Here is a 12,565-nt window from a genome sequence, read left to right as displayed (position 1 = left end):
GCGGATCGCGCCATTTTAAGGTTTAACGGTGCGCAGTGAACTGGATTCGCGCAGGGTTGCGGCGGGCATGGCCGATGTTGTGAAGGGCAAAAGTGGAACGTATTCACCAGAGCCGGGACGCCCGCGCCAGAGATAGCCTCCGGTGAGCCCATCTCGCCATGCAAAAATTTTGAGGATCCTATGTTGCCCGCATTCGCCCCATGGGTGCGAATCGAGGCCGGTGAATGGCAGAGCCGTACTTATGAACCGTGTTTTTCGCGTGATCTTCAATCGAACCCTTGGCGTATGGCAGGTTGTTTCCGAAATGGCCGGCGGTTGCGGTAAAGGCGGTCGTGCAAAAAATGCCTCCGCCATGCTGTTGTCGGTGGTGCTGGCGGGTGCGGCCCATGCCGATGTGATCGATCATGGCGATGGCAATTTCACCGTCAGCGGCAGCACCGCGCCCGCCTTTCCGTACGATGCCGGCGGCGGCAGCGTCAGCACGCCCACCATTACCGTCGATGGCACGACCGACCTGACGTATTCGAGTTTCAACAACCCGCTTTTCCGGATTGGCGGGCCGGACAACTACGTCGTGAATGTCGCTGCGGGTGCGTCCATCAAGAACTCAGCGGCGGTTGCTGTTGCCTATCCTGTCTTCATTGCAACCACGCCCGGCAGCCTGACCACTTACAACATTGCCGGCGAACTCGTCAGCGCCACAGATGTCATCAGCGCCTTTGCCGCCGGCGAGCCGCGCTGGGACATCACCCTGAGCGGCACGCTCCGGAATACAACCGTCAATACACTGTTGACGGGCCAGGGCGGCGCGGACAGGCTGACCCTGCAGTCCACCGGGACGCTTGCCTCGGCGAACGGCTACATCAGCCTTCGTGGCGGCAATGACGCATTCATCGTCAACGGCGGCACCTTCTCCGGCTTGAGCTTCGTGGATTTCGGCGATGGCGACGACCTGCTGGAACTCAACGCTTCGCCCACCGGCACGACGCGCATGCTGGGCGGCAACGGCACGGATACCGTGCAGTTGAGCAACAGCGGCAGCTTCTCCCTCACCGCGCTGGAATCCGGCTGGGAACACCTGGTCATGAACGGCACGGCCTGGACCCTGAGCGGCAGCACGGCCAACACCTTCAGCGGCGGCGTCGCGCTCAATTCAGGGGCGCTGACGCTGGACATCACAGACGGAAACACCACGACCATCGCGGGTGGCCTATCGGGGTCGGGCGACTTGACCAAGACCGGCCTCGGCGTACTGGCGCTTGCGGGCGATTCCTCCGCCTTCGACGGCACTGCCCGCCTCCAGGCGGGAACGCTGGTGCTCGATGGCATCCTGCGCGGCACCATCGAGGCCTATGGAGACAGTGTGCTGGATGCGGCCGTCGCCGACGCCATCGGCGGCTTTACCCAACAGTCGTTCAACGACAACAGCACGCTCAACGCGAAGGCCGACGGCGCGATCAGTGGCGGCCTGCAGGAATTCTGGGGTACGAGCCGGCTGAACGCCGGCGCAACCGACGCCATCGTGGGCGGCATGCAGGTATTCAATGACAACAGTGTGCTCAATGCGTCGGCTGCAAGGGCCATCGCGGACAGCTCGCAGGAGTTCAACGACGACAGCATCCTCAACGCCACGGCGAACGGTGCGATCGGTGGCGGTTGGCAGGACTTTTACGGGAACAGTACGCTCAACGCGTCTGCGGTAAACGCCATTGCCGACGGTGAGCAGTACTTTGAGGGCACAAGCAGGCTCAATGCCCAGTCTGCACACGCCATATCCGGCGGCATGCAGACATTCTATGAGGCCAGCACGCTGAATGTGCTTGCGACCAATGCGCTGGCAGAGACGACCGATATCCGTTTCGTGAAAATGGGCGGTTCGCCCTCCAGCGGAATCCTGCGGCTCAACGGCTTCAGCACGACCATCGGCCGCATCACCAGCCTTGGCGGCAGCGCCGGCCTCATCACCAACGATGGCGTGACCGACAGCATATTATCGGTGGACAGCTCGGCCGGCGCGTCCAGCTTCTCCGGCATCATCCAGGACGGCTCCGGCGCCGGCACGCTGGGTCTGGCGCTCAGTGCGGGCAATCTCACCCTCAGCGGCACGAATACCTATACCGGCGGAACGACCGTCAACGGCGGAAGGCTGGTCGCCGGCTCGGCCGGCGGTTTCGTCGACCATACGGCTTATGTGGTCAACGGCGGCACGCTGGACCTCGCTGGGCATCACCTGACCATGTCCTCGTTATCCGGTACAGGCGGGACGGTGGCGTTGGGCGGGGCCGCGCTGACGATCGACCAGGCCGGCGGCGGCAGCTTCGGCGGCGCGCTGTCCGGCCCGGGCTCCCTGTTCAAATCCGGGGCGGGGGCCTGGATGCTGACGGGGGATTCTTCCGCATTCACCGGCACCACGACGGTCAACGGCGGCACCCTGTCCGTCAACGGCGCGCTGGGCGGATCCATGACGACGACTGCCGGCAGCGTGTTGGGCGGCACCGGCACCATCGGCTCGGCCGGCTCGCTGCTGTGGATCGGCCCCGGCGCGGTGCATGCCCCCGGCAACTCCATCGGCGTGCAGCATATCGCGGGGGACTACGCCAACCACGGGATGCTGCGCATCGAGGCCACCCCCACGGCCGCCGACCAGATCGTCGTCGGCGGCGCGGTCGACATCACCGGCGCCACCCTCGATCTGGTGCTGTCTCCGACCGACCCCTCGGGGTGGACAGCCCTGGCCGGCCCCTTCACGATCATCGACAAGCAAAGCGTCGGCGCCGTGACGGGCAGGTTCAACCCGATCACCCAAAACCTGCTGTTCCTCGATACGCTGATCAACTATGCAGGCGGCGACGGCAACGACGTCACGCTGCAACTCATGCGCAACAATCTGGATTTTGCTCAGGTCGGGGACACGCGCAACCAGAGCGCCGCCGCCCGGGGCATCGAAAGCCTGGGCAGCACCAGCGCCATCTGGCGCTCAGTCGCCTTGGCCACCGACCCGGCCGCCACCCGGCAGGCATTCGACCAGCTATCCGGCGAAGTCCACGCCTCGGCCCGGACCACGCTGATCGAAGACAGTCGCTTCCTGCGCCAGGCCGTCAATGACCGCCTGCTGGCCGCCTTTGACCGCACGGGCGCAGGCGCCGATCCCGTCGTCACCTATGCCGACGGCCGGCCGACGCCGGTGTCGGCGGACAGCGACCGCCCCGTGTTCTGGGGGCGCGGCTTTGGCGCCTGGGACCGCACCGGCAGCGACGGCAACGCCGCATCCCTCAGCCGCAAGACCAACGGCTTTTTCGTCGGCGCCGATGCCTCGGTGTCGCGCCACGGCCGCGTGGGCGTGATCGCGGGCATCAGCAGCACGCACTTCAACGCGCAGGATCGGCTGTCCTCCGGATCGGACGACAACTACCATCTTGGTCTGTACGGCGGCACTGCCTGGGGCAATCTGGCCCTGCGCGCCGGGGCCGCCTATACCCTGCACGACCTGAGCACCCACCGCTCGATCGCCCTGCCCGGCCTCGCGGACCGCCTGAAGGGCGACTATACCGCCCACACCACGCAGGTCTTCAGCGAACTCGGTTATCAAATACAAGCCGGACGGATCGCGCTGGAACCTTTCGGCAGCCTGGCCCATGTGAACGTCCGGACCGACGGCTTCACGGAACAGGGCGGCGCAGCGGCCTTGACCGGCGATTCGGGCCGCACCCGGGCGACGTTCTCGACCGTGGGCCTGCGCGCCTCGACCCATGTTGACCTGAACGGCGCCACGGTGACCGCCAAGGGCACGATCGGCTGGCGTCACGCCCTGGGCGACCGCACCCCGGACGCGGCCATGCGCTTTGCAGGCGGCGACGCCTTTACCATCAGCGGTGCGCCGATCGGCCGCGACACGGCGGTGATCGGGGCCGGCCTGGACTATGCCCTGTCACCGAACGCCACCCTGGGCATCGCCTACGACGGCCAGTTCGGCTCCGGCGTCAGCGGCCAGTCCGTGCGCGCGGATTTCAATGTGAGGTTCTGAACTCGCACTGCGATCCGGGCGATAAAAATCATGGCAGGCGCATGGGCGGCCTGCTATTCTGCAGCATGTCATCCCAATCCCTGCAACCGTGCGTCCTGGAGCGCCTCCATACGCATGACGTGGAACCGGCGCTGCGCTTCGACGCCTGGCGCGAACGCGCGCACCAGTGGGTGGAAATGCTGCCCCCGCAACCAGGGGTCGAACTGGAGGCCGAACTGACGCTGCTGCGCGGCGGCGGCAGCGTGTTCGGCACGATGCGTTCGACAGCCTACGAGATGAAAGCGGCGGCGCGCCGTCTGGCGCATGCGCCAGACATGGTGGTGCTGGTCTTGATGCAGGCAGGCGAGTTGCGGCGCGATGCCGCGCCTGGGGAACGCGGGCGGAACGGGCCGGGTTCGCTGGGCCTGTACGACCCCTGGCGCATGGGACGTTATGCGTATAGCGAAGGATCGCGTGAGGCCTTTCTGGCCTTGCCGCGATCCGCAGTGCGGGCGGCGTTGGGGTGTGACCCCGGCAATCTGGCCATTGCGCCGGCACACTGCGTCCTGGTCCCGGCGCTGGCCGATCAGTTGAACCACTTGGCGCGGATGACGCGCCAGCCGCACCGCATCGATGCCGCCGAATACGCCGGCCTGCTGGAAAGCACGCGGATGCTGGCGCTGCTGGCCTTGCGCAATCTGGGCCGCCATGGGATGGATCTGCCCGACGAAACGGAAGACCTGAACCGGGGCCGCCATGCGGCGGCGGTGCGCTTCATGGCGCGTGAACTCCATCGTCATGATCTGGATGCGGCGGCGATTGCTCAGGGCGTCGGCTGTTCGCGCACCCGTTTGTACGCAGCCTTTGCCGCGCAAGGCGTCACGATCATGGGAACCTTGCGCGACATGCGCCTGCAGCGCGCCCGCGCAATGATCGAGCAAGCCGCCTGCCCGAACCTGGGGGCGATTTCCTGGCGCTGCGGCTTTGCGGATCAGTCCGGCTTCAGCAAATCATTCAAGGCCCGGTTCGGGGCGCGGCCTTCGGAATGGCATCGGCCGGCACGCTCGAATCCGGCATGTGCAAAATGAGTGTTGGTCTCTGCCTTCACGCGCTATAATCATAGGCTTCGCTCGGCCAACCAGTCGCCGCGCGACATCACCGGCCCCTGCGGGCATACGCTCCGCCGGCGGCACATCCCCTGGCATTCTTCATACGTCGGCCTTGATTGGTATCTCTCGACTCGAGCGATAGGCGGTCGCTGGAGTCATTTTCTTGGATACTTCGATTACCTTTGCCTCGCTCGGCCTGGCGGAACCCCTGCTGCGCGCCGTTCACGACGCGGGCTATACCCACCCCACCCCGATCCAGGCCCAGGCCATCCCCCGCGTGCTGGAAGGCGGCGACCTGCTGGCCGCCGCCCAGACCGGGACGGGCAAGACCGCCGGTTTCACGCTGCCGATCCTGCATTACCTGCTGACGCATCCCGCCGCCGAGCGCCGCGCCGGCCGTCCCCGCGTGCTGGTCCTGACGCCGACGCGCGAACTGACCGCCCAGGTCGAGGAATCCGTGCGCCTGTATGGTCAGCATACGTCCGTGCGTTCCATGGTGATGTTCGGCGGGGTCAACATCAATCCCCAGATCTCCGCCCTGAAAAAGCCCCTGGACATCCTGGTGGCCACCCCGGGCCGTCTGCTGGACCATGCGCAGCAAAAGACGCTGGACCTGTCCGGCGTCGAGATCCTGGTGCTGGACGAAGCCGACCGCATGCTGGACATGGGCTTCATCCACGACATCCGCCGCGTGCTCAAGCTGCTGCCAGCCAAGCGCCAGAACCTGCTGTTCTCGGCGACCTTCTCGGACGAGATCCGCGGCCTGGCGCAGGGCATTCTGCGCAACCCCGGCGAAGTCTCCGTCGCCCGTCGCAACACCGCGTCCGAGCTGGTCAGCCAGCGTGTGGTGATGACCGACCAGTCGCACAAGCGCGACCTGCTCAGCCACATCATCCGTGAAAGCGGCTGGCATCAGGTGCTGGTGTTCACGCGCACCAAGCACGGCGCCAATCGCCTGGCCGAAAAGCTGGTGAAGGACGGCCTGACCGCCGCCGCCATCCACGGCAACAAGAGCCAGGCCGCGCGCACCAAGGCCCTGGCCGGCTTCAAGGACGGCAAGGTCGCCGTGCTGGTGGCCACCGACATCGCCGCTCGCGGTCTGGACATCGACCAGTTGCCGCAAGTCGTCAATTTCGAGCTGCCCAACGTCCCCGAGGACTACGTGCACCGCATCGGCCGCACCGGCCGCGCCGGCAGCACCGGTTCCGCCCTGTCCCTGGTGGATACGTCCGAGGTCAAGCTGCTGCGCGCCATCGAGCGCCTGATCAAGCAGACCATCGAGCCGATCGCCGTGGAAGGCTGGAACCCGGCCATGGTGACGGCTGATTCCGCTCCTGACGCTCGCGAAAAGCGCGCCATCGCGCGCCTGCAAGGTGATTTCAGCGGCGGTCGAGGCGAGGGCGGACGGCGCAGCGACGGCGGCCGCCGTGATGGGTCGGGCCGTGACGGGCGTCGTCCCGGTTCGGGCCCGGCCTCGGCCGACCGCCGCTCCGGCCCGGACGGCCGCCGCAGCAGCGGCAGCGGCCGCGCCCCGGGCAGCCGCCCGGCCCGCGAAGGCGGTGCACCCCAGGCCCCGCGCCGGGACGGTCGTTCGGGCCCGGGCTCGTCCGGGCGTTCCGCCTTGCTGCGTAAGGCCGACTGACCATGAGCCTGAACGACGAAGTCGCCCGCCGACGCACGTTTGCCATCATTTCCCACCCCGACGCCGGGAAGACGACCCTGACCGAAAAGCTGTTGCTGTTCGCAGGCGCCATCCAGATCGCCGGCAGCGTCAAGGCGCGCAAGGCCAGCCGCCATGCGGCCTCGGACTGGATGGAGATCGAAAAGCAGCGCGGCATCTCGGTGGCTTCCTCGGTCATGCAGATGGAATACCGCGATTGCATCATCAATCTGCTGGACACCCCGGGTCACCAGGACTTCTCGGAAGACACCTACCGGGTGCTGACGGCGGTGGATGCCGCGCTGATGGTGATCGACGCTGGCAACGGCGTCGAGCCCCAGACCATCCGCCTGCTGCAGGTCTGCCGCGCCCGCAACACGCCCATCATCACCTTCATCAACAAGCTCGACCGCGAGGTGCGCGAGCCGCTGGAACTGCTCTCCGAGATCGAGGGCCATCTGGGCATGGACGCGATCCCGTTCTCCTGGCCGGTGGGCATGGGCCGCCAGTTCGGCGGAGTCTTCGACCTGCGCCACGACCGGATGCGGGTCTTCCGCCCGGGCGCGGAGCGCCACCGGGATGATGACGAGACCATCGACGGACGGAACAATCCGGAACTGGCGACGCGCTTTGGCGACGCCTATGCCAAGGCCGGCGAGGAAATCGAGCTGATCACCGGCGCGGTGCCGGAGTTTGACCATGCCGCCTTCCTGGAGGGCCGCCAGACGCCGGTCTTCTTCGGCTCGGCGATCAATAATTTCGGCGTGCGCGAAGTGCTGGACGCCCTGGTGGAACTGGCGCCGGCGCCCGGTCCGCGCGCCGCGCTGGAGCGCAGCGTGCTGCCGACCGAGCCCAAGTTCACCGGTGTCGTGTTCAAGGTCCAGGCCAATATGGACCCGGCGCACCGCGACCGGGTGGCCTTCGTGCGCGTCAGTTCCGGCAAGTTCGATCGCGGCATGCGCCTGAAGGTCGCCCGCAACAACAAGGAAATCCGCCCGAACAACGTGGTGTCTTTCCTGTCGCAGCGGCGTGAGATCGTCGAGGAAGCCTACGCCGGGGACATCATCGGCATCCCCAACCACGGCATCCTGCAACTGGGCGACGTGCTGACCGAGGGCGAAGCCCTGACGTTCACGGGCCTGCCGTTCTTCGCGCCGGAACTGTTCCAGGCGGTCGAGGTCAAGGACCCCCTGCGGACCAAGCAGTTGCGCACCGGCCTGACGCAACTGGGCGAGGAGGGCGCCATCCAGGTGTTCCGGCCCGAGGCCGCCGGCGGCGCGCTGCTGCTGGGCGCCGTGGGCCAGTTGCAGTTCGAAGTGGTCGCCCATCGCCTGAAGACCGAATACGGCGTGGACGCGCGCCTGATGCCCGCGCGCTACAACATGGCGCGCTGGATCACCAGCACCGATCCCAAGGCCCTGAAGAAATTCATGGACGCCAACGCCGCCAACATCGCCTATGACGTGGTGGATGCGGTCGCCTTCCTGGCCAGTTCGCCCGCCCAGCTGCGGGTCGCCCAGGAACGCTACCCCGACATCGAATTCCACGCCATGCGCGAACATGCGGGACGGGTGTTTGCATAAAGCCGCGAGGAGGGAGCGCTTCCCATGCCGGACACAAGCCGTTTCCGGCCGTCGACGGGGCATCCTATACAATGCAGAATCTGCATTGATCGACGAGGCGATCCGTCCATGTCCTGGCGTCTGATTTTCGCTTTTCTGCTCTTGGCCGCAGGCGCATCCGCCTGGGGCGGCCTGCAGTTGGGCGATTGGCTGATCTCGCACGGGCCGGCCCAGATCCAGATGCCGGCGCCGCACCCCGAACTGGACCAGGGCGCCGTGCTGGACGCCAATGGCAAGCCCTACGTCGCTTCCGCTCCGCAAGTGCTGCCGGACGGCCGCCAGGGGGTGCCGGAATTGGCCCCGCCCGTGGACTGGAAGGTCCAGCAGGATTCCCTGATGCATGACGGCAGGCCGATCGCGCTGGCGACGACCACGATTTCCATGGACGAGGCCATCGAGCTCGCGTCTCAGAACCAGTTGGGTGACGGGCTGCAGGGCATCGCCCAGTTCGGCGCCCTGGGGGGCAGCCAGGTCGTGCAGCCCATCGACGTCACGACGGAGCCGCCGCCTCCGGCGATGGCCCAGGCCGCCGCAACCAGCGGCCATTGGCAGGCCGACTTCCAGCAGGAACTCAAGGCCTGCGAAGCGCTGGGATTCTTCTCGCGGCCTTCGTGCGCGTGGGCGGCTCGCAACAAGTATTGCGAACCTAACGGCGCCTGGGGGAAGGTCGCCGACTGCCCCGCGAAGAAATCCGGTTTCTGATTCGGCGCCTGAGCTCGCCATGCGGCGTTGCAAATCCTCGCGGCCGGCACCCACGTCGCGGCTAGTATGCCGCTCCGATTCGTCTGGCATAGGACAGTCCACAGTGGACTGTCCTATGTCCCGACTTATCCTTGCCTGACAAGCTCATCCATCCGAATATCACATCTGCGATTGCAGGTAGTTTTGCAGGCCGAGCTGCTCGACCAGGCCGATCTGCGTTTCCAGCCAGTCGATGTGTTCCTCGGTGTCGTTCAGGATCGTCAGGAAGATGTCGCGCGAGGCAAAATCCTGCACCGATTCACAGTAGGCCATGGCTTCTTTGACGGTGGCCTGGGCGGCGGTTTCCAGCTTCAGGTCGCAGGCCAGGATCTCGGGCACGTCCTCGCCGATCAGCAGCTTGTGCAGATCCTGCAGGTTCGGCAGCCCGTCGAGCATGAAGATGCGTTCGATCAGCAGATCGGCATGCTTCATTTCACCGATGGATTCTTTGTATTCGTGTTCGCCCAGCGCGTCGAAGCCCCAGTGGCGCAGCATGCGCGCGTGCAGAAAATACTGGTTGATGGCCGAAAGCTCGTTTTTCAGCTGCTGGTTCAGGTAGCGGATGACGGTTTTGTCGCCTTGCATGGCCTGTGCCTCCTTGGTGCGCGGCCCGGCCGGAATCGGACAGGCCTAAATGACAAGGCTAGCACGACCCGCGCGCCCCGGGAACGGGGGGCGGGAAAAGAGCGCAGCGCCGATCAGGCGACGCGGCGGACGGCGGTGCGCGACAGGACGGTGACTTCGACCTCGCCGGTCAGTCCGCCGGCGGCGGCGCCGACCTCGGCCGCATAGCGGCCGCCGGGCAGATATTCCGTCGCGGTCTCGGCGCAGCAGCCGCAGCAAGTCGCCACGCCCAAGTGGGCCTGGAGGTCGCCCAGGTCAGCCGCGCCTTGCGCGATGGCATCCTGGACCTGGCGTTCGCTGATCGCATTGCATACACAAATATACATGAGAATGATTATCATCTTTTCTCATGGGAATGGCAAGCGGTTTCGAAAGCCTTCCAGCCGCCTCTCGCTAGAATAGCGGGGTTGGAGCGGCATGCGCGGGGAGAATGAGTGATGGCGGGCAGGAAAGGGAAGCAGATGGAGGCGATCAAGATTTCGAGGCCGAAATCTCTTGCGGTGCTTGTGGCAGAGCGGCTTCGGGAGGCGATTTTTCGCACCGAGCTTGCGCTGGGCGAGGTGCTGTCTGAAGAAAAAATCGCGACGGCCATGAATGTGAGCCGCACGCCGGTGCGCGAGGCGTTGACCCTGCTGCAGTTGCAGGGCCTGATCACGATCGTTCCGCAAAGCGGCAGCATCGTGTTCAAACCCGACGTGCGGGATATGGCTGAATTGGTCCAGTATCGATGGATGCTCGAAACCCAGGCCGCTCCGATGGCCCTGGATCATGATCCCGACGGGGCGTCTGCAGCTTTGGAGCGCGCGATTCAGATGATGGTCGAGGCGCGCCAAGAGGGTGACGCGATGAAATACGCCGATGCCGACCGCGTGTTTCACAATGTCTTCTTCGACTATTGCGGCAATCACTACGTCCGTGAGGCGTATGAGATCTGTTCGGGGCGCGTGACGGCGCTGCGGGCGCATCTGTCCGGCGTCCTTGAAATGCATCGCGATCGCACGTTCGCCGAGCATCAGGAGATTGCGGCGGCTTTCCTCCGGGGGGATCGTCCTGCGCTACGCAAGGCGCTGGACGGCCATATTGGTGCCATGGCAGGCAACTACACGCGTGCGCTCAATGCCTTGAAGAAATCATCCGAGGCGGAATAGGGCGGCCTGTGTGATCCCCTGATGATTTGACGACCTGCGGATTTCGCTACTGGGGCCGGGCTTCCGAAAGGAGCCCGGCTCTTTTTTGCGCGCATGGTTCTGTCAAGAAAAACCAAGTTCCGTAAAAATAGCAATTGACATACAGTACCTCAGCTAATAATCTAGCCCACAGGCCTCCACAGCGGGGGGTGACAAGAACGGAACAGGAGTAGACATGAGAGTGCGAATTGCAGGGCTGGCCCTCGCGTGCGTTGCGGGCCTGGCCTCGACGAGCGCCTTCGCGGCCAAGGCCATCGTCCTCCGGGTGGCGCATGCCATGCCCGAGAGCCACAGTTATCAAAAATGGGTCGAGGGCTTCCGGACGGAACTCGACAAACTGGCCCCCGGGCGGATCGAGGTCAAGGCGTTTCCCAGCGCGCAGCTCGGCACGGAAACCGAATATCTCGAAGGCATGAAGCTCGGCACCCTGGACGGCGCGGTGGTGGGCCGCCATGGCCAGATCGATCCCCGGCTGGATGTGTTGAACCTGCCCATGATCTTCCGCGACGAGGCCCACAAGGACGCGGTCATGCGTTCGGGTTCGGCGCTGAACCAGCAGCTCGACCAGATCATGTATGACAAGGGCTACAAGGTCCTGGGCTGGGGCGAACTCGGTTTCCGTGACATCACGACGCGCGACAAGCCGCTGCGCAAGGCGTCCGACCTGGCGGGCATCGACATCCGGGTTCCCAATGTGGCGCCCTGGCTGTATGCCTTCAAGCAATGGGGGGCCAATCCCACGCCCATGGATTTCTCCGAGGTCTATTCGGCCTTGCAGCAGGGGGTGATCAACGCACAGGAAAATCCGCCCGAAATCATCTACACCTCGAAATTCTACGAGGTGCAGAAATACATGAACCTGACGCACCACGCCAGCATTCCTTGCGAGTTCGTCGTGTCGCGCCGGTTCTGGGAAAAACTGCCCGGGGATCTGCAGACGGCGGTCATGCAGGCGGCGACGGTCAGCCGCGACGCCCAGGTCCGCCTGTCGCGCGAGTCCAATGCGGGCCTCATCAGCCAGCTTCGCGATAAGGGCATGACGATCGTCGATGACGTCGATCGGGATTCGTTCCGTGAAGGCGCTCAAAAGACCTATGCCCAGTACGGCGACGTGATCGGGGCGGCGCTGATCCAGGCCGTGGTCGATGCAGGCAAGCCATGACGACGCTATGCCGGGCCTTGCGGGTGCTCGTGGGCCTGCTGATGGTGATGCTGGTCGGTGTGGTCGCATTGGGGATTTTCTACCGCTATGCGTTGCGGGAATCCCTGTATTGGGCGACCGAGGTGCCGAACTTCCTGATGGTCTGGATCGTCATGCTCGGCAGCGTGGTGGCTTTTCACGAGCGGGGACACATCGCCTTTACGTTGCTGGGCGACGCCATGGGCGGGCGCCGGAAGGCGCTGCTCGAGTGCGTGGTGATTCTGGTGGTGCTGGCGCTGCTCGCGGTGCTGGCCTATAGCGGTGCGGTCGTGGTCGAGGACACGATGCACAGCCTCTCGGATGCCTTGAAGATGCCCAAGGGCTATCTCTACGCCTGCCTGCCGTTGTGCTCGGCCTTCATGATCATCAGCGCTCTGGGGCAGTTGCGCGCCTCGGTGCGCCGGCTCCGGGACTGAAT

The 12,565-nt window shown here is 65.2% G+C and carries 10 protein-coding genes; 8 read left to right on the top strand and 2 right to left on the bottom strand.

Translation table 11 applies throughout. From position 1 onward, the window contains the following. Positions 1-241 precede the first annotated feature (241 nt). The 5 genes from ACFO0J_RS12390 (at position 242) to ACFO0J_RS12370 (ending at position 9,096) form a co-directional block, all read left to right on the top strand. Positions 242-4,024: an autotransporter domain-containing protein gene (locus ACFO0J_RS12390; RefSeq protein WP_376813397.1), complete on the top strand. Its 3,783-nt coding sequence runs from the start codon at positions 242-244 to the stop codon at positions 4,022-4,024. Between the two features lie 65 nt (positions 4,025-4,089). Further along, complete coding sequence (locus ACFO0J_RS12385; protein ID WP_376813396.1) at positions 4,090-5,091, top strand: helix-turn-helix transcriptional regulator; 1,002 nt, start codon at positions 4,090-4,092, stop codon at positions 5,089-5,091. A 184-nt stretch (positions 5,092-5,275) separates the two neighbouring features. Next, positions 5,276-6,754, top strand: a complete 1,479-nt coding sequence (locus tag ACFO0J_RS12380; RefSeq protein ID WP_376813395.1) for a DEAD/DEAH box helicase — start codon at positions 5,276-5,278, stop codon at positions 6,752-6,754. A gap of 2 nt (positions 6,755-6,756) precedes the next feature. Continuing rightward, positions 6,757-8,355 (top strand): peptide chain release factor 3, encoded by a 1,599-nt coding sequence (locus tag ACFO0J_RS12375; RefSeq protein WP_376813394.1) that lies wholly within the window; start codon positions 6,757-6,759, stop codon positions 8,353-8,355. 108 nt (positions 8,356-8,463) lie between these two features. Then, positions 8,464-9,096, top strand: coding sequence for a hypothetical protein (locus ACFO0J_RS12370; RefSeq protein WP_376813393.1), 633 nt, complete (start codon positions 8,464-8,466; stop codon positions 9,094-9,096). Positions 9,097-9,255: 159 nt separating this feature from the next. On the opposite strand, the gene bfr is transcribed toward ACFO0J_RS12370, so the two are convergent. Together bfr and ACFO0J_RS12360 are read right to left on the bottom strand one after the other, a co-directional pair. Further along, a complete protein-coding gene (bfr, locus tag ACFO0J_RS12365; RefSeq protein ID WP_376813392.1) occupies positions 9,256-9,720 on the bottom strand; it encodes a bacterioferritin in 465 nt (154 codons plus the stop codon). A 113-nt stretch (positions 9,721-9,833) separates the two neighbouring features. After that, the gene (locus ACFO0J_RS12360; RefSeq protein WP_376813391.1) at positions 9,834-10,085 is read right to left on the bottom strand and encodes a (2Fe-2S)-binding protein; all 252 of its coding nucleotides are present in this window, start codon (positions 10,083-10,085) and stop codon (positions 9,834-9,836) included. Positions 10,086-10,220: 135 nt separating this feature from the next. Between ACFO0J_RS12360 and ACFO0J_RS12355 the strand changes: the two genes are divergently transcribed. From ACFO0J_RS12355 to ACFO0J_RS12345, 3 genes are all read left to right on the top strand, one after another. Then, complete coding sequence (locus ACFO0J_RS12355) at positions 10,221-10,907, top strand: GntR family transcriptional regulator (protein ID WP_376813390.1); 687 nt, start codon at positions 10,221-10,223, stop codon at positions 10,905-10,907. Between the two features lie 214 nt (positions 10,908-11,121). After that, the gene (locus ACFO0J_RS12350) at positions 11,122-12,108 is read left to right on the top strand and encodes a TRAP transporter substrate-binding protein (protein ID WP_376813389.1); all 987 of its coding nucleotides are present in this window, start codon (positions 11,122-11,124) and stop codon (positions 12,106-12,108) included. Further along, complete coding sequence (locus ACFO0J_RS12345) at positions 12,105-12,563, top strand: TRAP transporter small permease (protein WP_376813388.1); 459 nt, start codon at positions 12,105-12,107, stop codon at positions 12,561-12,563. Before ACFO0J_RS12350 ends, ACFO0J_RS12345 begins: the two co-directional genes overlap by 4 nt. The last annotated feature ends 2 nt before the right edge of the window (positions 12,564-12,565 follow it).

Origin of the sequence: Castellaniella hirudinis (assembly GCF_042651965.1) — a bacterium.
Lineage (GTDB): Bacteria > Pseudomonadota > Gammaproteobacteria > Burkholderiales > Burkholderiaceae_B > Castellaniella > Castellaniella hirudinis.
This window is presented reverse-complemented; position numbering and strand designations above follow the sequence as displayed.